This is a genomic window from Micromonospora sp. CNB394 (assembly GCF_000374985.1).
GTDB lineage: Bacteria > Actinomycetota > Actinomycetes > Mycobacteriales > Micromonosporaceae > Micromonospora > Micromonospora marina.
This window is the reverse complement of sequence record NZ_KB895839.1, coordinates 58,433-81,197: the sequence shown is the minus strand read 5'-3', so window position 1 is coordinate 81,197 and position 22,765 is coordinate 58,433. Positions and strand designations below refer to the sequence as shown.

The 22,765-nt window shown below is 72.0% G+C and carries 19 protein-coding genes, 1 tRNA gene and 1 pseudogene; 11 read left to right on the top strand and 10 right to left on the bottom strand.

The window, feature by feature from the left end:
* Window positions 1–57 precede the first annotated feature (57 nt).
* From gltX to C569_RS0117610, 3 genes are all read right to left on the bottom strand, one after another.
* Entirely contained in the window at window positions 58–1,467 is a 1,410-nt protein-coding gene (gene gltX / locus C569_RS0117620; RefSeq protein WP_026268290.1) for a glutamate--tRNA ligase, read from the bottom strand.
* Window positions 1,468–1,652: 185 nt separating this feature from the next.
* Complete coding sequence (locus C569_RS0117615) at window positions 1,653–2,930, bottom strand: MFS transporter (RefSeq protein ID WP_018787098.1); 1,278 nt, start codon at window positions 2,928–2,930, stop codon at window positions 1,653–1,655.
* Window positions 2,927–4,240 (bottom strand): GH1 family beta-glucosidase, encoded by a 1,314-nt coding sequence (locus tag C569_RS0117610; protein ID WP_018787097.1) that lies wholly within the window; start codon window positions 4,238–4,240, stop codon window positions 2,927–2,929. Before C569_RS0117610 ends, C569_RS0117615 begins: the two co-directional genes overlap by 4 nt.
* Before the next feature lie 201 nt (window positions 4,241–4,441).
* Here C569_RS0117610 and C569_RS0117605 point away from each other — a divergent pair, with 201 nt between their 5' ends.
* A complete protein-coding gene (locus C569_RS0117605; RefSeq protein WP_018787096.1) occupies window positions 4,442–4,888 on the top strand; it encodes an SRPBCC domain-containing protein in 447 nt (148 codons plus the stop codon).
* A gap of 137 nt (window positions 4,889–5,025) precedes the next feature.
* Here C569_RS0117605 and aceE read toward each other — a convergent pair whose 3' ends face one another.
* Window positions 5,026–7,770, bottom strand: a complete 2,745-nt coding sequence (gene aceE / locus C569_RS0117600) for a pyruvate dehydrogenase (acetyl-transferring), homodimeric type (RefSeq protein WP_026268289.1) — start codon at window positions 7,768–7,770, stop codon at window positions 5,026–5,028.
* Window positions 7,771–7,959: 189 nt separating this feature from the next.
* Here aceE and C569_RS0117595 point away from each other — a divergent pair, with 189 nt between their 5' ends.
* Window positions 7,960–8,364 (top strand): secondary thiamine-phosphate synthase enzyme YjbQ, encoded by a 405-nt coding sequence (locus C569_RS0117595; protein WP_018787094.1) that lies wholly within the window; start codon window positions 7,960–7,962, stop codon window positions 8,362–8,364.
* A gap of 37 nt (window positions 8,365–8,401) precedes the next feature.
* On the opposite strand, the gene C569_RS0117590 is transcribed toward C569_RS0117595, so the two are convergent.
* The gene (locus tag C569_RS0117590; RefSeq protein ID WP_018787093.1) at window positions 8,402–10,045 is read right to left on the bottom strand and encodes an alkaline phosphatase; all 1,644 of its coding nucleotides are present in this window, start codon (window positions 10,043–10,045) and stop codon (window positions 8,402–8,404) included.
* Between the two features lie 185 nt (window positions 10,046–10,230).
* Between C569_RS0117590 and C569_RS0117585 the strand changes: the two genes are divergently transcribed.
* From C569_RS0117585 to C569_RS0117565, 5 genes are all read left to right on the top strand, one after another.
* Entirely contained in the window at window positions 10,231–10,701 is a 471-nt protein-coding gene (locus C569_RS0117585; RefSeq protein WP_018787092.1) for a MarR family winged helix-turn-helix transcriptional regulator, read from the top strand.
* A gap of 62 nt (window positions 10,702–10,763) precedes the next feature.
* Entirely contained in the window at window positions 10,764–13,190 is a 2,427-nt protein-coding gene (locus C569_RS0117580) for a transketolase C-terminal domain-containing protein (protein WP_018787091.1), read from the top strand.
* Window positions 13,191–13,300: 110 nt separating this feature from the next.
* Complete coding sequence (locus tag C569_RS0117575; protein WP_013287823.1) at window positions 13,301–13,735, top strand: DUF3052 domain-containing protein; 435 nt, start codon at window positions 13,301–13,303, stop codon at window positions 13,733–13,735.
* Between the two features lie 82 nt (window positions 13,736–13,817).
* On the top strand, window positions 13,818–14,285 hold the full coding sequence (locus C569_RS0117570) for a peroxiredoxin (RefSeq protein WP_018787090.1): 468 nt from the start codon (window positions 13,818–13,820) through the stop codon (window positions 14,283–14,285).
* 83 nt (window positions 14,286–14,368) lie between these two features.
* Window positions 14,369–14,443 (top strand) — tRNA-Val (locus tag C569_RS0117565).
* Between the two features lie 92 nt (window positions 14,444–14,535).
* Here the strand turns inward: C569_RS0117565 and C569_RS0117560 are convergent.
* Window positions 14,536–14,850, bottom strand: a complete 315-nt coding sequence (locus tag C569_RS0117560) for a hypothetical protein (protein ID WP_018787089.1) — start codon at window positions 14,848–14,850, stop codon at window positions 14,536–14,538.
* Window positions 14,851–15,066: 216 nt separating this feature from the next.
* A pseudogene (locus C569_RS30505) lies at window positions 15,067–15,477 on the bottom strand (XRE family transcriptional regulator); the annotation flags it as partial.
* 165 nt (window positions 15,478–15,642) lie between these two features.
* Between C569_RS30505 and C569_RS0117550 the strand changes: the two are divergent.
* From C569_RS0117550 to C569_RS0117535, 4 genes are all read left to right on the top strand, one after another.
* Window positions 15,643–16,839, top strand: coding sequence for a helix-turn-helix domain-containing protein (locus C569_RS0117550; RefSeq protein WP_018787087.1), 1,197 nt, complete (start codon window positions 15,643–15,645; stop codon window positions 16,837–16,839).
* Between the two features lie 117 nt (window positions 16,840–16,956).
* Window positions 16,957–17,313: a hypothetical protein gene (locus C569_RS33245; protein ID WP_036346155.1), complete on the top strand. Its 357-nt coding sequence runs from the start codon at window positions 16,957–16,959 to the stop codon at window positions 17,311–17,313.
* Window positions 17,310–17,489 (top strand): hypothetical protein, encoded by a 180-nt coding sequence (locus tag C569_RS35060; protein WP_018787085.1) that lies wholly within the window; start codon window positions 17,310–17,312, stop codon window positions 17,487–17,489. Before C569_RS33245 ends, C569_RS35060 begins: the two co-directional genes overlap by 4 nt.
* Window positions 17,486–17,725 (top strand): hypothetical protein, encoded by a 240-nt coding sequence (locus C569_RS0117535; RefSeq protein ID WP_018787084.1) that lies wholly within the window; start codon window positions 17,486–17,488, stop codon window positions 17,723–17,725. The genes C569_RS35060 and C569_RS0117535 overlap by 4 nt, the downstream gene beginning before the upstream one ends.
* Window positions 17,726–17,896: 171 nt before the next feature.
* Here the strand turns inward: C569_RS0117535 and C569_RS30495 are convergent, their stop codons facing one another.
* The 3 genes from C569_RS30495 to C569_RS0117520 form a co-directional block, all read right to left on the bottom strand.
* Window positions 17,897–19,636, bottom strand: a complete 1,740-nt coding sequence (locus C569_RS30495; RefSeq protein ID WP_018787083.1) for an ABC-F family ATP-binding cassette domain-containing protein — start codon at window positions 19,634–19,636, stop codon at window positions 17,897–17,899.
* A gap of 201 nt (window positions 19,637–19,837) precedes the next feature.
* Window positions 19,838–21,685 carry a glycoside hydrolase family 15 protein gene (locus C569_RS0117525; protein WP_018787082.1) on the bottom strand — a complete coding sequence of 616 codons (1,848 nt, stop codon included), beginning with the start codon at window positions 21,683–21,685 and terminating at the stop codon, window positions 19,838–19,840.
* Window positions 21,686–21,764: 79 nt separating this feature from the next.
* The gene (locus C569_RS0117520) at window positions 21,765–22,712 is read right to left on the bottom strand and encodes an NAD(P)/FAD-dependent oxidoreductase (protein WP_026268288.1); all 948 of its coding nucleotides are present in this window, start codon (window positions 22,710–22,712) and stop codon (window positions 21,765–21,767) included.
* Window positions 22,713–22,765 lie beyond the last annotated feature (53 nt).

Genomic DNA, 22,765 nt, shown 5'->3' with positions numbered 1-22,765 from the left:
GTACCGCTTTCCGGCCCCGACACGCCCGAACGTCGGAACCGGCGCCCTGCCTGCGGCTCAGACCAGGCGTACGCGGGCGGCGCGCAACCGGGTCAGCGTACGGTCGCGGCCGAGCACCTCCAGCGACTCGAACAGGGGCAGGCCGACGGTGCGCCCGGTGACCGCGACGCGTACCGGCGCCTGCGCCTTGCCCAGCTTCAGCCCGCGCTCCGCGCCGACCGCCTCCAGCGTGGCCTTCAGCGACTCGGCGTCCCAGGACTCCAGCGCCTCGAACGCGGCGATCGCCGCGTCCAGCAGGTCGGCGGCGCCCTCCTTCATCGCCTTCGCCCAGGCCGCCTCGTCGATCAGCGGGTCGGCCAGGAACAGGAAGTCGACGTTCGGCACGATCTCACTGAGCACCGCGATCCGGGTCTGCGCCAGCGGGGCCACCGCCGCGAACGCGGCCGGGTCGAACTCGTCGGGCCGCCACGGCGGCGGGGCGATGGTCCCGGTGCCGATGAGCCATGGACGGCACGCCTCGACGAAGTCGGCCACCGGCAGCGCTCGGATGTAGTCGCCGTTGAACGCGCGCAGCTTCTTCTCGTCGAAGAACGCCGGGGACGGGTTGACCTCGTCCAGCCGGAACTCCTCCTCGATCACCGGCCAGGGCACGATCTCCCGGTCGCCCGAGGGCGCCCAGCCCAGCAGCATCAGGTAGTTGCGCATCGCGTCGGCGAGGTAGCCCTCGTCCCGGTACGCCTCCAGCGCGACCTTGTCCCGCCGCTTGGACAGCTTCTGCCGCTTCTCGTTCACCACCACCGGCACGTGCGCCCAGACCGGCGGCTTGACGCCGAGCGCGTCCCACAGCAACTGCTGCTTCGGGGTGTTCGGCAGGTGCTCCTCGGCCCGGATCACGTGGGTGATCCCCATCGACATGTCGTCGACCACGTTCGCCAGCAGGAACACCGGGGAGCCGTCACCGCGGGCGATGACGAAGTCCTCGATCAGCTTGTTCTCGAACGTCGGCTCGCCGCGGACCAGGTCGACCACCACCGTCTCGCCCTCGTCCGGCGTACGGAAGCGCAGTGCCCGGCCCTCGCCCGGTTCCAGGCCACGGTCGCGGCAGAAGCCGTCGTAGCCGCGCTGCTGCGGACCGGTCCGCGCCTGCACGTCGTCCCGGGTGCAGTCGCAGTAGTAGGCCCGGCCGCCCTCGTACAGCCGCTGTGCGGCGGCCCGGTGCTCGCCCGCGTACGAGGACTGGAAGTACGGGCCCTCGTAGCTGCCCCGGGCGATGCCGATCCAGTCGAGCGCGGAGAGGATGCCCTCGGTCCACTCGGGCCGGTTACGTGCCGCGTCGGTGTCCTCGATGCGCAGCACGAACACCCCGCCCTGCTGCTTGGCGAAGATCCAGTTCTGCAGCGCCGAGCGGGCGCCACCGACATGGAACATACCGGTCGGGGAGGGGGCGAAGCGTACACGTACCGTCACGCCCCCCAGCCTACGGCGGGCCGCCACCGTGTAAGGAAGGGCCCCTTCTTAACGTCTCAGGAGGTGAAGGGGCCCCTTCTTAACACGCGCCAGCACGCGCCAGCACGCGCCAGCACGCGCCAGCACGCGCCAGCACGCGCCAGCACGCGCCAGCACGCGTCAACACGCGCGGCGGCCGGCGGGCGTCACGGCACGGAGCGGATCTTCACGACCAGGGCGCTGCCGAGCACTGTGACCGCCGCGGTGACCGCGTACAGCGTCGGGTAGCCGCCGAGGTGCACGACGATCGGCGCGGACAGCGCCGGGCCGAGCACCTGCGGCGCCGAGTTGGCGATGTTGATCACGCCGAGGTCCTTGGCCCGGTCGGTGGCGGCGGGCAGCACCTGGGTGATCAGCGCCGCGTCCACCGACAGGTAGACGCCGTACCCGGCGCCGAGCAGCAGCGCCGCCACGATCGCCATCGGCCAGACCGGCGCCGCCGCCAGCAGTACCGCCGCCACCGCCATGATCAACCCGGAGGCGATCACGAAGACCTTGCGCCGGCCGGAGCGGTCGGACATCCGCCCGGCAACCACAGCGGTGAGCACCATGCCCAGCGTGTAGAGCAGGATCAGCACCAGCAGCGAGCCCTCGGGGTCGGCCACCCGCACCCCGTCGGTGAGGAAGTAGAGCAGGTAGAGCGTGCCCAGCGCGTTGCCGGTCTGCACCAGGAACCGGGTGAACCAGGCCCAGGCGAAGTCGGGGTGGCGGCGCGGGCTGATCCACATCGAGGCGAACAGGGACCGCAGCCGCAGCGGCGAGCGGTGCTCCCGGGGCAGGTGGTCGTCCTGGGTCAGCAGCGCGAACGGCAGCGACAGCAGCAGCACGGCGAGCGCGATCGCCGCGTACCCGGCCGCGTTGCCGGTGACCACGGCGGTCACCAGGACCGCGCCGAGCACCAGGCCCAGCGCCTGCGGGATGCCCACCCAGCCGGACACGCCGCCGCGCTGTGCCACCGGCACCCGGTCCGGGATCGCGGCGGTGAGGCTGGCCAGCATCGCGTTGAAGCAGACCTGTGCGGCCACCCAGGCCACCGCCACCCCGGCGATGGTGTTCTGCCGGGCCAGCAGCACCAGGGCGAGCGCGCCGACGACCGCGCCGAGCGCGGTCCAGACGTGCCGGCGGCCGAAGTGCCGGTTGGCCAGCCGCAGCGAGGTGCGGTCGGACAGCGCCCCGGCCAGCGGGTTCGCCAGCACCGCGGCGAGCGCGCCGAGGCCGGTGACCACCGCCAGCATGGCTTCCTTGTCGGCCGGGGCGATCCGTTCCACCTGCTGCGGCAGCAGCACCTGGATCGGAGTGAAGAACGCCATCCAGACCCCGAGGTTGGCCGCGAAGATCAGCGCGATCCAGCCCCGCCGTACCGGGACGGTCGGCTCCGCGAGCGCCGCCGGCAGCGAGGCCGGCGTCGGGTTCATCGTGGTCATCGTCGGACCAGATCCGAGAACCAGGCGTACGACGACTTCGGCGTCCGCCGCTGCGTGTCGAAGTCGACGTGTACCAGGCCGAACCGCTTGGTGAAGCCCTCGGCCCACTCCCAGTTGTCCAGCAGCGACCAGACGAAGTACCCGGTCACCGGCACGCCCTCGGCCATCGCCTGGCGCACCGCGCGGATGTGCCCGTCCAGGTACGCGATCCGCTCCGGGTCGTGCACCCGGCCGTCGGCGTCGGGCGCGTCGGCGTACGCGCAGCCGCTCTCGGTGACCTGGATCGGCGGCAGCGCGCCGCCGTACCGCTCGTGCAGGAGGAGCAGCAGTTCGCGAAGCCCGTCCGGGGCCACCGGCCAGTCGAACGCGGTACGCGGGTAGCCCTCCAGCGGCACGAGCTCGAACGGCAGCGGCGAGTCCGCCTCCGGCGCCCGGATGCCGGTCGGGTTGTAGTAGTTGACGCCGAGCACGTCGATCGGGGCGGCGATCACGTCCAGGTCGCCGTCGCGCATCACGCCCGGGTCGGGGCCGAGCGCGTCCGGGTAGCCGCGTCCGAGCAGCGGATCGGTGAACAGCCGGTTGTGCAGCGCGTCGTACGCCGCGGCGGCGGCCCGGTCCGCGTCGGTGTCGCCGGCCGGCCGCACCGGGGAGTAGTTGTTGGCGATCGCCACGGGGGACGTGCTGCGGGCGCGCAGCGCCGCGACCGCGAGGCCGTGCCCGAGGAGCTGGTGGTGGGCCACCGGGAAGGCGTCGAACAGCAGCGTCCGGCCGGGCGCGTGCTCGCCCATGCCGTGGCCGAGGCTCATGTGGATGAACGGCTCGTTGAGCGTGATCCAGAGTTTGACCCGGTCGCCGAGGCGCGCCGCGGTCAGGTCGGCGTACTCGGCGAAGCGGGCGGCGGTGTCCCGGTGCAGCCACCCGCCGGCGTCCTCCAGCGCCTGCGGCAGATCCCAGTGGAACAGCGTGGCGACCGGGTCCACGCCGACGGCGAGGAGGCCGTCCACCAGCCGGTCGTAGAAGTCCAGCCCAGCGGCGTTCGCCGCGCCGGTGCCGGCGGGCTGGATCCGCGGCCAGGCGATCGAGAACCGGTACGCGGACACCCCCAGCCCGGCCAGCAGCGCGGTGTCCTCGGCGTACCTGTGGTAGTGGTCGCATGCCTGGTCGCCGGTGCTGCCGTCGGCGATCCGGCCCGGGGAGTGGGCGAACGTGTCCCAGATGGACGGACCGCGACCGTCGACCGAGGTCGCGCCCTCGATCTGGTAGGCGGAGGTGGAGACCCCCCAGCGGAAGCCGGCGGGGAACTCGGGCATCGGCGCGGTCGTCAAGTCACCCTCCAAGACGTGAAGCGTGCTCGCGACTCTAGGGTCCTGCGGACCGCTGCGCCATAGGTCGTCATGGGTGGATGACGCAAGGCGGTTCGGCGTGTCTTTTCCGAACCCGTCCGCTTAAGTCCGATTTACACATAGAGTGCCAAATATCGCGGATGTGATTTAAGTGGGGGAAAGATACTCATGATCCTCGTGGAACGCAGCGCACACGTGGCGGCGCCGGTGGAAGTGGTCTGGGACGTCGTGCAGCGCGCCGAGCAGCTGCCGGCCTGGCTGGCGGGAGTCCGCGCGGCGGAGGTCCTGTCCGGGGAGGGATTCGGGCGGCGGCAGCTGGTCCAGGCCGGACGCGGCGCCGCGCACGAGGCCGAGGTGATCGCCTTCCAGGAACCGACCCTGATCGGCTGGCGCGAACGTGCCAAGGGTGCCGGCGCCAGGGCCGAGGCGCGCACCGAGATCTACGTCCAGCTGACCCCGGACGAGGAGGAGGGCGGCACAGTCGTCCGCCTGATCGTCGTGCGGTGGCCCGCCGGACCCGTCAAGGCGGCCCTGCTCCGGCTCGGCCTGCGCCGGGTCGGCGCCGACCTGGAGGACTCGCTGGCCCGGCTGACCGACCTGGCCGCCGTCGGCTGACCGAGCCCGTCCCGGCGTCGCCCGCGATGGTGACGGCCCGGCGTTCCCGCCAGGGACGCCGGGCCGTCGTCGTCTCCGCCCGAGGTGTTAAGAAGGGGCCCCTCCTCTACCGGAGGCGTTAAGAAGGGGCCCTTCCTTCAGCTGTCGCCGCCGGTCTCGCCGACCGGAGCGGCGTTGACGTCGTCCAGCGCGTACTTGCGGGCCGCGTCGGCCGGCACGTGGGCCGGCACCACGCCGCGCAGCGCGAGCTGGCGCAGCGTGGCCACCGCGACCGACTCGGCGTCCACATGGAAGTGGCGGCGCAGCGCGTGCCGGGTGTCCGACATGCCGAAGCCGTCGGTGCCGAGCGAGGTGTAGTCCCCGGGTACCCAGCGGGCGATCAGGTCCGGTACCGCGCGCATCCAGTCGCTGACCGCGACCTTCGGCCCGTCGGCGTCGGCCAGCTTCCGCGCGACGTACGGCACCCGCGGCTCCTCACCCGGGTTGAGCAGGTTGTGCTCCTCGCACTGGACCGCGTCGCGGCGCAGCTCGGTCCAGGACGTCACCGACCACACGTCGGCTGACACGCCCCAGTCCTCGGCGAGCAGCTGCTGGGCCTTGAGCGCCCACTGCATGCCGGTGCCGGAGGCGAGGATGTTCGCCTTCGGCGCGTCGTCGCCGACCTGCGGTGCGGGGGAGTAGCGGTGGATGCCCTTGAGGATGCCCTCGACGTCCACGCCCTCCGGCTCGACCGGCTGGAAGATCGGCTCGTTGTAGACGGTGAGGTAGTAGAAGATGTTCTCCTGCGCCTCGCCGTACATCCGGTGCAGGCCGTTCTCCACGATGTGCGCCAGCTCGAAGGCGAACGCCGCGTCGTAGGAGACCACCGCCGGGTTGGTGGCGGCGAGCAGCAGCGAGTGGCCGTCCTCGTGCTGGAGGCCCTCGCCGTTGAGTGTGGTCCGGCCGGCGGTCGCGCCGAGCACGAAGCCCCGTGCCATCTGGTCCGCCGCCGCCCAGAACCCGTCGCCGGTGCGCTGGAAGCCGAACATCGAGTAGAAGATGTACAGCGGGATCATCGGCTCACCGTGGGTGGCGTACGCCGTGCCCGCGGCAGTGAACGAGGCCACCGACCCGGCCTCGTTGATCCCCTCGTGCAGGATCTGGCCGGCGGTCGACTCCTTGTAGGACAGGAACAGCTCCCGGTCCACCGAGGTGTAGCGCTGGCCGTGCGGCGAGTAGATCTTCTGGGTCGGGAACAGCGAGTCCATACCGAAGGTACGGGCCTCGTCCGGGATGATCGGCACCCAGCGCTTGCCGAACTCCTTGTCCTTCATGATGTCCTTGAGCAGGCGGACGAAGGCCATCGTGGTGGCGACCTTCTGCTTGCCCGACCCGCGCTTGACGTCGGAGAACCGCTCGGTGCCCGGGATGGTCAGCGTCTTGCGCGCGGTGCTGCGCGTGGGCAGGTAGCCGCCGAGCTGCTGACGCCGGTCCTTCAGGTAGGCGACCTCGTCGGACTTCTCACCCGGCGTGTAGTACGGCGGGAGGTAGGGGTTCTCCTCCAGAGCCTTGTCCGGGATGTCCAGGTAGAGGCGGTCGCGGAAGAGCTTCAGGTCCTCCAGCGTCAGCTTCTTCATCTGGTGCGTGGCGTTACGGCCCTCGAAGTGCGAGCCGAGCGTCCAGCCCTTGATCGTCTTGGCCAGGATCACCGTCGGCTGGCCGGTGTGCTCCATCGCCGCCTTGTAGGCCGCGTAGAGCTTGCGGTAGTCGTGGCCACCCCGCTTGAGGTTCCAGATCTCGTCGTCGGAGAGCTGCTCGACCATCTTGCGGGTCCGCGGGTCGCGGCCGAAGAAGTGCTCCCGGACGTACGCCCCGGACTCCGCCTTGTAGGTCTGGTAGTCACCGTCGGGCGTGGTGTTCATCAGGTTGACCAGCGCGCCGTCGGTGTCCGCGGCGAGCAGCGGGTCCCACTCGCGGCCCCAGACGACCTTGATGACGTTCCAGCCGGCGCCCCGGAAGAACGCCTCCAGTTCCTGCATGACCTTGCCGTTGCCGCGGACCGGTCCGTCCAGACGCTGGAGGTTGCAGTTGATCACGAAGGTGAGGTTGTCCAGCTCCTCACGGGCGGCCACGCCGATCGCGCCGAGCGACTCGACCTCGTCCATCTCGCCGTCGCCGAGGAACGCCCAGACGTGCTGCTGGGAGGTGTCCTTGATGCCCCGGTGCTGCAGGTAGCGGTTAAACCGCGCCTGGTAGATGGCGTTCAGCGGGCCGAGACCCATGGAGACGGTCGGGAACTCCCAGAAGTCCGGCATCAGCCGCGGGTGCGGATACGACGGCAGCCCGCCACCGGGGTGCGACAGCTCCTGCCGGAAGCCGTCGAGCTGGCTTTCGCTGAGCCGGCCCTCCAGGAACGCCCGCGCGTACATGCCGGGGGAGGCGTGACCCTGGTAGAAGATCTGGTCGCCGCCGCCCGGGTGGTTCTTGCCCCGGAAGAAGTGGTTGAAGCCCACCTCGTAGAGGGACGCCGAGCTGGCGAACGTGGAGATGTGCCCACCGACGCCGATCTCCGGGCGCTGCGCCCGGTGCACCAGCATCGCGGCGTTCCACCTGATGTACGCCCGCAGCCGCCGCTCGACGTGCTCGTCGCCCGGGAACCACGGTTCGCGCTCCGGCGGGATCGTGTTGATGTAGTCGGTGGTGGTCAGGGACGGCACCCCGACCTGCCGCTCGCGGGCCCGCTCCAGCAGGCGCAGCATGACGTACCGGGCTCGCTTTGTCCCGCGCTCGTCGATGACACCGTCGAGTGACTCGACCCATTCGCTGGTCTCTTCAGGGTCGATGTCCGGAAGCTGGCTCGGCAGACCAGCGGTGATCACCGGGCGCTTGCGTTCCGTAGCCACAGGCGTTCCCTCGGTTTCGTGTGGGATAGGTCTCTAGCGCCATCCTGCCCCCTGGTGGCGTGTGCCGTCACCTCTCCCACCCTCAGACGCGACGCTGAACACAGGTACCCATCAGTAACTTTGCGCGATGACCGGGTGCGCTATCACCGGGCGCGGCGGGGAACCGGGCACTGCGGCAGAATGCGCCGTATGCGCAGTGAGGTGATCACCGTCCGGACCGGCTCCCGGCCGACCGTCCGGGACATCACGAGCGAGGCCGAGCAGTTCGTGTCCGGGGCCGGCGACGGCCTGCTGCACGTCTTCGTCCCGCACGCCACCGCCGGGCTGGCGATCATCGAGACCGGCGCCGGCTCCGACGACGACCTGCTGCGGGCGCTCGACGACCTGCTTCCCACCGACGACAGGTGGCGGCACCGGCACGGCTCACTCGGCCACGGCCGCGACCACGTGCTGCCCGCCTTCGTGCCGCCGTACGCGACGCTGCCGGTGCTCGGCGGGCGGCTCCAGCTCGGCACCTGGCAGTCGATCTGCCTGGTCGACACCAACGGCGACAACCCCGACCGTCAGGTGCGCCTCTCGTTCCTGGCCGGCTGACCGGACCGGGCGCCGCACGCCCGGCCCGGCCGCGCCGTCACGGGCGGACCGTCTCCGCCTCCACCGTCTGCCGGCCCTGGTCGACACCGGGGGCGGCGGTACGCGCCGCGGCCGGCGGCCGGTCGTACGTCAGGTTCAGTCCGGGTACGCGGTCCTCGATCACGAACGTGGCCCGGGTGTACGCGGGCGCGTCCGGCCGGCTCACGTACGGCAGCACGTCGAAATTCGCGGTCAGCTCGGTCGGCGTGATCGTGGTGCGCACGTACCCCCGCAGGCTGTTCTGGAAGCGCAGGTGCGGGTTGAACGCCAGCCACGGGTGCGAGCCGGTCGGCGAGTCGGCGCCGTCGCCGGTCGAGGTGATCGACGAGCAGACCAGTTCGCTGCCGACGGTGCGCGAGGTCGGGTCGGCGTAGTCCAGCTTCAGGTCGCTGGCCCAGTGCGCGTGCACGTCGCCGGTGAGCACCACCGGGTTGCGGACCCCGGCGGCCGTCCAGCCCCTGGTGATCCGGTCCCGGGAGGCGGCGTACCCGTCCCAGGCGTCCATGCTCGTCACCGTCAGCGGACCGGAGTTGTTGTCCCGCTGGGCGAAGAAGACCTGCTGGCCGAGCAGGTCCCAGCGCGCCTCGGAACGGCGGAAGCCGTCCAGCAGCCACGCCTCCTGGGCGGCGCCGGTGATCGAGCGGGCCGGGTCGGACGCGTCCGCGCAGCTCTTGTAGCCGTCGCCGCACGCCTGGTCGTCCCGGTACTGCCGGGTGTCGAGCATGTGGAAGGTGGCCAGCCGCCCCCAGCGCACCCGCCGGTAGAGCTGCATGTCGATGCCGCGCGGGATCGAGGTACGGCGCAGCGGCATGTTCTCGTAGTACGCCTGGAACGCCGCCGCGCGCCGCGCGGGGAAGTCCGGATCGGGCGCCTCGGGCACCTCGTCGGCCCAGTTGTTCTCCACCTCGTGGTCGTCGAAGACCACCACCCACGGCGCGACCGCGTGCGCCGCCTGCAGGTCGGTGTCGGTCTTGTACTGGGCGTGCCGCTGCCGGTAGTTCGCCAGCGTCCGGGTCTCCGGCCCCTCGTGGTCGCGCGGGTTGCCGCCGGGGACGTTGTAGGTGTCCTTGGCGTACTCGTACTGGTAGTCGCCGAGGTGCAGGATCAGCTCCGGCTCGGTCTCGGCCAGCCGCCGGTACGCGGTGAAGTAGCCGTGCTCGTACTGGGAGCAGGAGGCGAAGCCCATCGCGAGGGCGGACGGCATCGTCCACGGCGCCGGGGCGGTCCGGGTCCGCCCGGCCGGGGACAGCCAGCGCTCGGCGCGGAACCGGTAGAAGTACTCCCGCCCGGGCAGCAGGCCGTTCAGCTCGACGTGCACGCTGTGCGCGGACTCGGGCCGGGCCAGCCGTACGCCTCGGCGTACCACGTGCCGGAAGCGTTCGTCGGCGGCCACCTCCCAGGCCACCGGCACGACCCGTGACGGCATGCCGCCCAGGCCGTCCTCGGCCAGCGGCTCCGGCGCCAGCCGGGTCCAGAGCACGAAGCCGTCGTGGTCCGGGTCGCCGGAGGCCACGCCGAGCGTGAACGGGTCGTGGCGCAGCGGGCCGGGCGACGCGGCGGCCGCGACCGGCAGGCCGGCTGCCGCGCCGGCGGCGCCGAGCGCCGCGCCGCTGAGCAGGATGGTACGTCGGGACAGAGCCACGGTTTTCCTCCCGGAGTCCGGTTCGTCGACTCCGGGCAGCCTCACGGACGTCGATGGCCGGAAGGTGACGCGCGGACGACCGGCCGGGGATTTCCGCCGAACAGCGCTTCATGATCGGCAATCGGTTGCAGGAGGTGCCCGACCGTTCGGCTGATCGAAGATCGACTCGCCAATACGATGACCGGATGGCGCAATCCACCGTTCCCGCCGTCCACGACCGGGCGGACCTGGCCGGGGAGACCGTGCGCCGGATCCTGCACGTCGCCGCCGCGATGCGGCACCACCAGGACGAGGGGATCGCGGCGCTGGGCCTCACCCCGGCGGTCGCCCGGGCGCTGCACGAACTGGACCCGGACCGCCCGCTGCCCGCCCGTGACCTCGCCGTGCAGCTCGGCTGCGACAGGTCCAACGTCACCGGCCTGGCCGATCGCCTGGAGCAGGCCGGGCTGGTGCAACGGCGTACCGACCCGGCCGACCGGCGGCAGAGGACGCTCGTGGTCACCGGGCGGGGGCGGCAGGTACGCGACCGGCTCCGTCAGGTGATGTCGGACTCCCGACTCCTCGACGGACTGAGCACCGACGAACTGGCCATCCTGCGGGACCTGGTGCTCAAGGTCGCCGACGGCGGCTGCCCGCAGGAGTGTGGCCAGGTCTGAGCCACGCCGGGCGGAACGTGTCCGACTGGGCGAGGCGGGCCCGAGTCGGTAATGCTGTCCGCGTGACCACCCCGCGCGATCTCGACGACCGGCTCCGAGCCGAACTGGCCGCGCTCGGGGCGCCCGACCAGCGGCGCGACCTGGGCGAAGCACTGCCCGACGGCGGGCCGTTGACCGGGGCGCAGGCGCTGGCCCTGTTCGACGCGCAGCTCACCAGCCGGCTGCTCGATCTGGCCGGGCGGTGGCTGTCCGGCTTCGGCGAGGGGTACTTCACAGTCGAGTCGGCCGGTCACGAGGGCGACGCCGCGGTGGCCGCCGCGCTGCGCCCGACCGATCCGGCGCTGCTGCACGCCCGTTCCGGCGCGTTCTACTGCCTGCGCGCCGCCCAGGCCGCCGGCGCCTTCCCGCCCGCCCCCGACGCGCCGGAAGCGGACGGGTCTCGGCGCGGAAGCGACCCTGCGGGGGACGGTTCGCCCCGAGATCTCGACGCCGGCCCGGGGGAGAAGGAGGCGGAGAGCCTTCCCGTGGGCGCCGGGATCGTCGTGGACGCGGACGGTGACGCGACTGTCGTCGTACCCGATCTGCCGCAGCCCGCGCCCGACGACGCCTACGCGGCGGCGGCGCGCGACGTGCTGCGCGGCATCGTCGCCTCGGCCGAGGAGCCCGCAGCCGGCGGGCGGGCGAAGGTGTTCGGCCGCGCCGACCTGGCCGTCGTGCCGACCACCCCGGCCGACGGCCCGCACCTGCCGCGCGCCGTCGGCCTGGGGCTCGCACTGGAGCGGCTGCGCCGCGGCGCGCGGCCCGCCGACGGCGAGGCCGAGCCGGCGCCCTGGCCCGCGGACGCCGTGGTGGTCTGCTCCTTCGACGACGGCGCGGTCGACCACGCCACCGCCACCGCCGCGCTGAACACGACCGGCTGGTACGACCACACCGGCCTGCGCATCCCGGTGCTGTTCGTCTGCGCGGACGGCGGCGTCTCCACCGAGGGCTGGGTGGCCGCCACGCTGCGGGCCCGGCCCGGCATCGAATACTTCGCCGCCGACGGCACGGACGTGGCCGCGACCTACCGGGTCGCGGCGGAGGCGGCGGACTGGGTACGCCGGCAGCGCCGCCCCGCCGTGCTGCACCTGAGCACGGTCCGGCTGATGGAGCAGGGCGACGGCGACGCGGCCCGCGACCCGCTGCTGGCCACCGCGCGGCTGCTGGTGACCTCCGGGTACGCCAGTGGCGAGGAACTGCTGGCCCGGTACGACGAGCGGGGCTGGCAGCTGCGCCGCGTGGCCGAGGAGGTGCTGGACGAGCCGAAGCTCGCGTCCCCGGTCGAGATCGTGCGGGAACTGGCGCCGCGCCGGCCGGTCCGGGTGTCCCGCGCGGTCGCCGAGGCGGCGGCACACGCGGCCGGGCCGGGCGCCGGGGCGCGGGCGGAGGCGTTCGGCGGCAAGCCGCCGGAGCTGACCGGCCCGCTGACGCTGGCGCAGAGCATCAACGCCGCGCTCGCCGACGGCATGCTCGACCACCCCGCGACGGCGGTGTTCGGCCACGAGATCGCCGCCCGGGGCGGGGTGTACGGGGTTACCGAGGGGCTGCGGGACCGGTTCGGGGCGGCGCGCGTGTTCGACACGCTGCCGGACCCGACGTCGATCCTCGGGCTCGGGCTGGGCGCCGGACTGGCCGGCCTGCTGCCGGTGCCGGAGATCCGCCACCTCACGTCGCTGCACGGGGCCGAGGATCAGCTCCGCGGCGAGGCGGCCACCATGCGGTTCCTGTCCCGCGGCGCGTTCCGCAACCCGATGGTGGTGCGGGTGCCCGGCCTGGCGAGCCCGGACGGACTCGGCGGGCACGACCGCGACGACAGCTCGCTGGGGGCACTGCGGGACGTACCGGGGCTGGTGGTGGCCGTGCCGGCCCGGCCGGACGACGCCGCGCCGATGCTGCGCACCTGCCTGGCGGCGGCCCGGGTGGACGGCAGCGTCTGCGTCTTCGTGGAGCCGATCGCGCTCTACCACGTCCGTGACCTGTACACGGACGGTGACGACGAGTGGGTCGCCGATTATGCCGAGCCGGGCACCTGGGCGGACCGGCACGTGCCGATAGGGCGGGCCCGCGTCTACGGGATCGGCTCCGCCGAGGACCTCACCATCATCACGTTCGGTAACGGGGTACGGATGTCGTTGCGCGCCGCCGCCACGCTGGCCGAGGAGGGCGTGGGCAGCCGGGTGGTGGACCTGCGCTGGCTGGCCCCGCTGCCGGTGGCCGACATCATCCGGGAGGCGTCGGCGACCGGCCGGGTGCTGGTGGTGGACGAGACGCGGCGAACGGGCGGGGTGGGCGAGGGCGTGCTGTCCGCGCTCGTCGACACCGGGTACGTGGGCGCCGCGCGCCGCGTAGCCGCACTTGACTCGTTTGTACCATTAGGTCCGGCTGCCCGTCAGGTTCTGGTCTCCGCGGAAGCCATCACCCAGGGTGCCCGTACGCTGCTGGCACGGTAAATTCCGTTCCACCCGGTGCGCCACTTGCGCGGCGAGCCGCAACTGTGTGGACTGGGCCCGACGGTGTCACCCGACGCCACGAGCAGGGATAGATGAGGAGGCACGCGACAGTGAGCGCGACCGCTGGCCAGGCCGACGGGGTACGCAGCCTGGCGGACCGGTTCGGTATCGAGCCGGGCATGGTCGTCATGGAGATGGGCTACGACGACGACGTCGACACCGATCTCCGGGACGCCCTGACCGACCGCTGTGGGGAACTCGTCGACGAGGACACCGACGAGGTGGTCGACGCGGTTCTGGTCTGGCACCGCGACGGCGACGGTGACCTGTTCGAGCTCCTCGTCGACGCCCTCGGGCCGCTCGCGGACAACGGCGTGGTCTGGCTCCTGACCCCGAAGGCCGGCCGCGACGGACACGTCGAGCCGAGCGAGGTCGCGGAGAGCGCGCAGACCGCCGGGCTCCAGCAGACCTCCACCATCAACGCCGGCCGCGACTGGAGCGGAGCCCGCCTCGTCATGCGGCGCGGGTCCAAGAGCAAGAAGTAGGGCGCGCCGCACACCCGGCGACCACGGTCGCCGGGTGTGGCAGGCTGATCACCTCCAGATCGATTCCCCCGAGGGAGCACGCATGCCCATCGAGGTTGGCGCCGAGGCGCCCGACTTCCTGCTCAAGGACCAGAACAACCAGGAGGTTCGGCTCTCCGACCTCCGCGGTCGCAAGACCGTGCTGCTGGTCTTCTACCCGCTCGCCTTCACCGGCATCTGCCAGGGCGAGCTGTGCGAGGTGCGGGACAACCTCAACGAGTACCTCAACGACGACGTCCAGGTGCTGACCGTCAGCGTCGACTCCGTGTACGCCCACAAGATCTGGGCCGACCGGGAGGGCTACCAGTTCCCGCTGCTGGCCGACTTCTGGCCGCACGGCGCGGTGGCGCAGGCGTACGGCGTCTTCAACGACGTCGCGGGCATCGCCAACCGGGGCACCTTCGTCATCGACAAGGCCGGCGTGGTCCGGTTCGCCGAGATGAACATGCCCGGCGAGGCGCGCGACCAGCAGGGCTGGCGCAAGGCGCTGGCCGAGGCCGTCGCCGCCTGAGTCCCACACCCCAGGCACGTCGTTGCGCAGGGCCGGAGGCGGACAGGTAAGCTGGCCGCTCCGGCCCGCCGTACGGGCGTCCCGGGCGCGTAGCTCAGTGGGAGAGCACTCGCCTTACAAGCGAGGGGTCGCAGGTTCGAAACCTGCCGCGCCCACCATCCTGCTCGGGAAGCGAAACGGGCACCGGCATGGAGGGTGAACACCGCGCCGGTGCCCGGTTCGATCGGATCTTGACGGCGTTCCGGGCCGGTCAGCCCTGAGATGCCGCCGCCGTCACCAGCGGATGCCGCGACGGCCGGCCGGCCGGACCGGAGACCGTCGCGTTCAGGGTGCCCTTCGGCGCGTTGTAGCAGAACCAGGAGCGGACGCCTCCGGCGGCCGGGAACGTGGTGCTGCACTTGTAGCCGTTCGGCCCGCTGATGCCCCAGATCGCGACGAACAACGACAGCGCCGCCCCAGCGAGGGCGCTGCCGGAGAGGGGCGCCGCCCGGTCCACCACGGACAGGGCGACGACACCCACCGCGACTACGAACAGGCACACCACGAAGTCGATGAGCCAGGCCATGACCTGCGACATCGTGCCGGCCCCGGACGTGCAGGGTGCCGTTGCCGAACATCGCGAGCCGCTTGGCCGTCCGCGCCGAGCACGTCTCCGCCTGCGCCTGGGCGGCGGGCACGACGTGCGGCTTCGCTGGATACGGGCACCGTGCCGTGTTCCGGTGCAGAGTAGTCGACGCGATCACCCCTTCCGTCCGACGTCGAGGCGATGGCGCGGCGCTTGCTACGTCGCTGGCGTGTTGTACCGGTCCAGCGTCGCCTTGGAGGTCGACGCGTCGCGGAAGACGAGTTCCCACGGGCCGGTGTTCACGTCCATGTCCTTGCCGAATCCGACCCACTTCCCGGCCATCCGTCGGCCCGTCGGCTCGGCCAGGAGCTGGATCGCCCCGTGATAGCGGGCGCCCCGGTAGTAGCCGGCCGGGTCGGTCTGCTCCACCCACGTGCCGGTGATGACGGCGCCGTCCACGGTCAGGTCCAGCGACAGCGATGAGGAAGCAGATCCGGGCAGGCTGCGCGCCGTCAGCCTGTCGCCGTGCTGGAGCAGGACGACGAAGTGCTGTCCGGCGAACGACTCCTCCCGTCCGCTGGAGTAGTACTGGTAGCGGCTGAACCACACGCCCTCGTACGACCTGTGAGCGGTGCTCGGGCTGGACACGGGTGAGGTGGCCAGGAGCGACACGATAGCGCTGTGTAGCAGTAGTGTCACCTTTGGTGTGCAGTCGGTGGGTCATCGACGGGCGACGTTTCGGGGTACCGTCGACGCAATGGCCGCCGGGCCTCTTGAGCTTGGAGCTGGGCTATGGCTTCCTCCGTCGATCCGCGCTTCGGGGCAGCTCTGCGCGAGTTTCGGGAGCGGCATGGTCTGTCGCTCCGATCCTTGGGGCAGCTCGCCCATCGGAGCAAGAGCCACCTGTACGAGCTGGAGGCGGGGCTCAAGGCCCCGACTGTCGACACGGCGCGCCACTTGGATCAGATTCTCGACGCCGGAGGTGTGCTCGCTCGTCTGGTCGATGCGCCGATCGACCATGCGGCCGAGGCGGGCGAGTTGCGGGCGAGGGTTGCCGCCAGTGATGTCAGCGGTGAGGTGCTCGAACGGATCGAGCAGGGCATCGACGACCTCGCCGGTTCCTATCCGACGATGGCACCGGCGGATCTTTTGCCGCTGGTCCGACGGCATCTGGCCTATGTGGTGCGGCTGCTGGACGGTCGGGTCACGCTTGCTCAGCAGCGCCGGCTGTTTGTCGCCGGTGGCTGGTTGGCGGTGCTTCGGGCGACTGTTCACATCGATCTGCGGCAGCGCGGTGCGGCGACTGCTCATCTGCGCGCCGCTCGTGAACTCGCCGAGCACGCCGAACATGCGGAGATCCAGGCGTGGTGTCTGGAGACCCGGGCCTGGGACGTGTTGACGCAAGGTGACTACCGCACGGCACTCGATCTCTCTCACCAGGCGCAGCGGGTCGCGCCGAACGGCAGCTCGGCCAGGATTCAGGCGACCGCTCAGGAAGCTCGTGCGTGGGCGCGGCTCGGTGATGTGGTCGCCACCCGGCGGGTACTGGATCGGGTGGAGCGGTTGACGGCGAATCTGCCCGTGCCGGAACGGGCAGAGCATCACTACCGCTATGACCCCGCGAAGGCCGCCGCCTATCTGGCCACGACGTTGGCGTGGGCCGGTGACCCGGGCGCGGAGCAGGTGGCGCGGGCGGTGCTGGCCGATCTGGACCCGCACGGTGACGGGGGAGCGCGTCCTCGCCGGTCCGCGTCGGCGCGTCTCGACCTCGGGCTTGCCCTGGTCGCCGCCGGTCAGCCGGATGAGGCGGTCGCGCTCGGGGCCCAGGCGGTGGCGTCCGGCCGGGTGGTCCCGTCGAACTGGTGGCGAGCCGCGGAACTGCTCGCAAAGGTTGAGCAGTCGGGCGTGCCGGAGGCGGCGATGTTGCGTGACCTGTGCGTCGAGTACGCACCCGCCCGCCGATCGACAGCGGACAGCACACCTGGTTAGCGGACGGTCACCTCCTGGATCGTGGCCGCGCGCGGCGTGACGCTGGATCTCCACCGGGCGCGGATCGAGGCACATCAGCAGATGTCTTCCGTGCCCCCACCATGGAGGGCCGGCCAGATGACGGTGACCATTGCGTTCCTGCGGCGGCTCGGCGGTCGGTACCTTTCGTCGTCGGCGGCGCCCGGCTTCGGCGAGAGGCTCCAGGCGTTGGAGCAGGAGATCGCCCGGCGGCGTTTGCTGGACCAGGCGCGCGGCGGGCAACGGTCCCCGGACGGCGACGCCTCGCGCGAACGTCGCGTCTCGTACGACGCGTACCTGTCCGCCGCCGCGTTGACGTTCGCCCGGCGGCATCGGCCGGTGTGGTGCTGGCGGCGGTGGAGACGGGTCTGCCGGTGCGGTGCCGACCTACCCTGTCATTCGCGGCACCGGATTCCGATCAACCGTGGTCACTGGCCGCAGGGGAGTGACGAGTGATCGGCGGGCCGGAGGAGACGATCCTCGCGGTTCACGTACGGGGACTCGACGGCATGTGTGCCGGGTGCCGGGCGTGGTGGGCGCGGCTCACGCCGTACCCCTGCTGGCAGGTGGAGTGGGCGACCAGCCGGCAGGCGCGGGCGGTCACCGCGCGGTTCTTGGAGGGTGCGCGGTGACCACCCACGGCCCGGTCATGCCGGTCTGGACCTGTGGCGGCTGCGACCTGCCCTGGCCGTGCCCCACGCGGAGGCGGGAGCTGCGCGCGGAGTACGCCGGCGCGCCGGTGTCGCTGGCCCTCTACCTCGGCGCCTACCTCGTGCAGGCCACCGAGGACATGCCGTGGGCGCCCGCCGGCGCCCTGCACCGCCGCTTCGTCGGGTGGACCCGGGAGGCCGGTCCGCAGGGGCGGTGACTGCTCAGCCGCGCCGCTCCCGCAGCCGCCGCCGGAACCGCGTCCACTCGGCCGGTACGACGAGGCAGCCCGCCACGGCGCGGGCGGCGCCAGTGCGGCGAGAAGAGTGGGGACGGAATGCGATATGCCTGAGAGGTATATTTATGACTCTCAGGCATATCGCTCGGAGTATCACTCTTCCGGATGGGCATCACCCTCCGTGACCGAACGACCTGGCGTCGCCGGAGGGGCGAACGCCGTCATCCGCTGGTCCGGGGCCGCAGCGGTGAGCGGCAGTGCCGGCCAGGCCGCCAGGTCGTGGAGCATCTGCCGGTCGTGGGTGGCGACGACCACTGCCGCCGGCGTCGTCAGCAGGGCCGCAGTGAGGTCGTCGACCAGCGGCGCGGACAGGTGGTTCGTGGGTTCGTCGAGGATCAGCAGGTCGGGACGTTCGGCCAGCCGCAGCGCCAGGTTCAGCCGCCGGTGCTGCCCGTGCGACATCCGGCCGACCGGGGTACGCCGGGCCTCGGCGTCGAGCAGGTTCGTCGCGCCCAGCGGCAGAGGCGTGCCGGAGCCGGGGCGCCCGGTGGAGCGCAGCCGCCCCACGTGCTGCTCGTACAGGTCGTGGGCGAGCATCAGGGGCGGCCAGTCGGGCACCTCCTGACCGAGGTACGCGACGCGCGCCCCGGACGGGTGGCGGACCTCCCCGGTCGACGGCACGAGGTCGCCGGCCAGCACGGAGAGCAGCGTCGACTTGCCCGCACCGTTGGGTCCGGTCACCAGCAGGCGGTCCCCGCCGTCGAGCGTGAGCGTGACCCGGGTACGCAGGCGTCCGGTCACCGTCACGTCGTGGCACCGCAGGATCGGCAGTCCGGCCCGGGTGTCCAGCGGCGGCCAGCGCAGCGGCTGAGGTGGCTCCGGGACGGTGATCCGGTGTTCGTCGAGCGCTTCCTGCCGGCGTCGCAGCGCCTGGACCAGCCCGGGGGCGCGGGACTGGCGCTGGTGCTTGCCGTGGCCCTTGTCCGGACGCCAGCCGGTGCTGAGCCGGCCCTGCGCCTCCCGTACCGCGTCGGCCAGGCGCTGGTGCTCGGCCTGCTGCGCCTCGTGGTCGCGTACCCAGTGCGCGAAGTCGCGGCGGCGCCCGTCCTGCCAGGCGGTGTAGTCCCCGGCGTAGCGGCGCGGGCGGCCGTCCACGCTGGGGTCGAGGTCGAGGAACTCCGTGGCCACGTCCCGCAGCAGGGCGCGGTCGTGGGTCACCAGCACCACACCGCCCGGGTGGTCGCGCAGCCGCGCGGTGAGGAAGGCCAGGCTGTCCGCGTCGAGGTGGTTGGTCGGCTCGTCCAGCATCAGCAGGTCGACCCGGGCCCCGAGCAGGCACGCCAGCCGGACCCGGTAGCGCTGGCCGACCGACAGCGTCGCCAGCGGGCGGTCCCGGTCCGGGCAGGCGTCGAGACCGGCCAGCGCCACGTCGACGCGCCGCTGCGCGTCCCAGGCGTCCAGCCGGGTCGCCGCGTCGAGCGCTGTGGCGTACGCGTCGTCCGCGCCCGCCCGGCCGGCGGCCAGCGCGTCGGCGGCGTCGTCCAGCGCCCGCAGTGCGCATTCGGACTCGTGGATCGCCTCCCGGACGAGCGTGCCCACTGTCTCGCCGTGGCGCGACTCCAGGTTCTGCCGGGCGACGCCGAACGTGCCCAGCCGTTCCACTGCGCCCTGGTCGGGCGCGATGATGCCGGCCAGCACGTGGAGCAGGGTGGTCTTGCCGCGGCCGTTCTCGCCGACGATGGCCAGGCGTGATCCGGCGGAGACGGTCACGCTGACGTCGGACAGCACGACCCGGCCGCCGCGTACCACGCGGACGCCGTCGGCGCGCACGTGCGCCCGGTGCCCGGCGGGCAGCAGGCCGCCCTGGTTGGAAATGTTGTCGAGGTTGTTCACAGTCCGCTCTCGGCTCGTCGTGGAGCCGGGCAGCGCGAGGACACCGCCCGGCGGGAACGCCAGGACGGCGGAGCAGAGCTGGTACGTCAGAAGAAGCCGGTCACCCTGCCGCCGTCAGCGGAGGGACCAGGGCTTCACGACGGTGGCGTGGAATCTCATGCGGGCGAGCCTACCCGGGGGCCGGACCGTGGGTCGCCGGGATTATCGGCGGAGGCGGGCGTCGGCCTCGGCGTCGAGCAGGTTGTTGAGCGTCAGCGCCGAGTTGATCAGGGCGAGGTGGCTGAACGCCTGCGGGTAGTTGCCGATCTGCTCACCGGTGGAGGCGATCTCCTCGGCGTACAGGCCGAGGTGGTTGCTGAAGGTGAACATCTTCTCCAGGGTGAGCCGCGCGTCGTCCAGCCGGCCGGAGCGGGCCAGCGCCTGGACGTACCAGAACGTGCACATGTTGAACGTGCCCTCGTGACCGGGCAGGCCGTCCGGGGAGTGCACCGGGTCGTACCGGTGGACCAGGCTGTCCGAGACCAGGTCCCGCTCGATCGACTTCAGGGTGGACAGCCAGAGCGGGTCGGTGGGCGTGACGAAACCGACGACCGGCATGTAGAGCAGGGCGGCGTCGAGCACGTTCTCGTCGTACGCCTGCACGAAGCTGCCGCGTTCCCGGTGGAAGCCGCGGGCCATGACCTGGTTGTAGATCTGGTTGCGCTGCTCGGTCCAGCAGCTCATGTCCCCGGGCCGGCCGGTCCGGTCGGCCAGGCGGATGGCCCGGTCCAGCGCCACCCAGGACATCACCCGGCCGAACGTGTAATTGCGTGGGTGGTGGCGGCTCTCCCAGATGCCGGCGTCGCGCTGGTCCCAGTTGTGGCAGAGCCAGTCGATCAGGCGCACGGTGCTCTTCCACACCTGGTGCGACACGCGGATGCCCTGCTCGTCGGCGAGGTGCATGGCGTACAGCGCCTCGCCGTGGATGTCGAGCTGGAGCTGGTCGGCCGCGCCGTTGCCGATCCGCACCGGTTGGGAGCCCCGGTACCCCTCCAGGTGGTCGAGCACCTCCTCGTGCAGGTCCGAGGAGCCGTCCACCCGGTACATGATCTTCAGTGGATCCTGGTGGTCGCCGGCCTCACGGATGCGCTCGTCGAGCCAGTCCATGTACCGGCTGACCTCCTCGGTGAACCCGAGGCCGAGCAGGGCGTGCACCGAGAACGAGGTGTCGCGTACCCAGGTGTAGCGGTAGTCCCAGTTGCGGGTGCCGCCGACCAGCTCGGGCAGCGCGGCGGTCGGCGCGGCGATCATCGCGCCGGTCGGCGCGTACGTCATGAGCTTGAGCGTGATGGCGGAGCGCTCGACCATCTCCCGCCACCGCCCGGTGTAGCGGGAGCGTTCGACCCAGCGCCGCCAGTAGTCCCGGGTCCACTCGAACATGCCCTGGACCTCTTCCGGCGGGATGATCCGGGGTTCCTCGCTACCGGTCTCCAGGATCACCCCGCCGGTGTCGCCCTCGTTGAGCGTGCCGTAGACGATGAGGTCGCCGCCCTCGATCCGGACGTCCGCGGTCTGCGCCCACCGTTGCCGCGCCAGGTCGATCGGGTTGAAAGTGAGCGTCGCCGACGGGCTGCGGAACAGGAAGCCGTTGCGGTGCCGCTCCAGCCCGTGGCTCTGGCGCGCGTAGTCGAACCGGGGCCGGCACTCCACCCGGAAGCGCATGCTGCCGCGCACCATGGTGACCATGCGCACGATGCGGTGCGAGTCGGTGACCCGTTCGCCGGTGACCGGCATGAAGTCCACCACCTCGGCGACGCCGTCCGCACTGATGAACCGGGTGATCAGGATCGGGGTGCCGGGCAGGTAGAGCTGCTTGGTGACGTACCGGACGTCGTGCGGGGCGATCTGGAAGAAGCCGCCCTTGTCCTTGTCCAGCAGTCCGGCGAAGATGCTCGGCGAGTCGAAGCGCGGCGCGCAGAACCAGTCGATCGTCCCGTCGCAGGTCACCAGTGCGGCGGTCTGGAGGTCGCCGATGAGCCCGTGATCCTCGATCGCCGGATAGCCCTTCACATCGCCCCCCAGGTTCCGCCTGCCTTCTCCGACCCAACCTAAGGGAACAATTGTCAGGTTAGGGACGATTCGTGGTCACTCACCCTGCCGCGCGCCGCGCCTCGACCGCCCGGCGGGTCTCCTGCTGCACCAGGTCCGCGTTGATCATCGCCGCGGTCCGGGCGCCCGCCGCCGCGGCGGCCCCGACCTGCGCCGACAGGTCGGTCACGTTGCCCGCCACCCACACCCCGGGGACATCGGTACGCCCCGACTCGTCGGCCGGCAGGTACTCACCCATCCCGCTGGGGTGCGGTTGCGGGCGCAGGCCGACCCCGGCCAGGAATCCGGCGCGCGCCACCATCCGGGGAGCGACGCTCAGCACCTCGCGGTCGACCGTGCGGCCGTCCCGCAGGCGTACCCCGGTCAGCCGGTCCCCGGCCGTCTCGACCGCCGCGATCTCGCCCTCGACCACCGGCACGCCACGCGCGGCGAGCTGCTCGGCCTGCTCGTCGGTGAGCGGCGGCGCGGTGTGCCGCAGGTAGACCACGTCGTCGCTCCACTGCCGGAACAGCAGTGTCTGGTGCACCGACATCGGGCCGCTGCCGATCACTCCGATCGGCCGCTCGCGTACCTCCCAGCCGTGGCAGTACGGGCAGTGCACCACGTCCCGCCCCCAGCGCTCGCGCAGGCCGGGCACGTCGGGCAGCTCGTCGACCAGGCCGGTGGCGACCAGCACGTGCCCGGCGCGTACCCGGCGGCCGTCGGCGAGCGCCACCGCGAACCCGGCGCCGTCGCGGTCCACCGCCTCGACCCGGCCCTCGGTCAGGTGCCCGTCGTGGCGGCGCACCTCGTCCCGGCCGCGCGCCAGCAGTTCGGCCGGCGGCACGCCGTCGTGCCCCAGCAGGCCGTGCACGCCGTCGGCGGGCGCGTTGCGGGGTTCGCCCCCGTCCACCACCAGCACCGACCGGCGTGCCCGCGCCAGCATGAGCGCGCCGTTGAGCCCGGCCGCGCCGCCGCCGATCACCAGTACCTCGTAGTTCTCGGTCATCGTGACCACCTCCGCGACCAGAGTGCCGCCGCGCCCGGCGGACTGCAAACTCC

Excerpts from the sequence above, each read along its gene's own strand:
- C569_RS0117615 (WP_018787098.1), bottom strand. The coding sequence starts at position 2,930 with ATGACCACGATGAACCCGACGCCGGCCTCGCTGCCGGCGGCGCTCGCG.
- C569_RS0117610 (WP_018787097.1), bottom strand. The coding sequence starts at position 4,240 with ATGCCCGAGTTCCCCGCCGGCTTCCGCTGGGGGGTCTCCACCTCCGCC.
- C569_RS0117605 (WP_018787096.1), top strand. The coding sequence starts at position 4,442 with ATGATCCTCGTGGAACGCAGCGCACACGTGGCGGCGCCGGTGGAAGTG.
- C569_RS0117595 (WP_018787094.1), top strand. The coding sequence starts at position 7,960 with ATGCGCAGTGAGGTGATCACCGTCCGGACCGGCTCCCGGCCGACCGTC.
- C569_RS0117585 (WP_018787092.1), top strand. The coding sequence starts at position 10,231 with ATGGCGCAATCCACCGTTCCCGCCGTCCACGACCGGGCGGACCTGGCC.
- C569_RS0117570 (WP_018787090.1), top strand. The coding sequence starts at position 13,818 with ATGCCCATCGAGGTTGGCGCCGAGGCGCCCGACTTCCTGCTCAAGGAC.
- C569_RS0117560 (WP_018787089.1), bottom strand. The coding sequence starts at position 14,850 with ATGGCCTGGCTCATCGACTTCGTGGTGTGCCTGTTCGTAGTCGCGGTG.
- C569_RS0117550 (WP_018787087.1), top strand. The coding sequence starts at position 15,643 with ATGGCTTCCTCCGTCGATCCGCGCTTCGGGGCAGCTCTGCGCGAGTTT.
- C569_RS33245 (WP_036346155.1), top strand. The coding sequence starts at position 16,957 with ATGACGGTGACCATTGCGTTCCTGCGGCGGCTCGGCGGTCGGTACCTT.
- C569_RS0117520 (WP_026268288.1), bottom strand. The coding sequence starts at position 22,712 with ATGACCGAGAACTACGAGGTACTGGTGATCGGCGGCGGCGCGGCCGGG.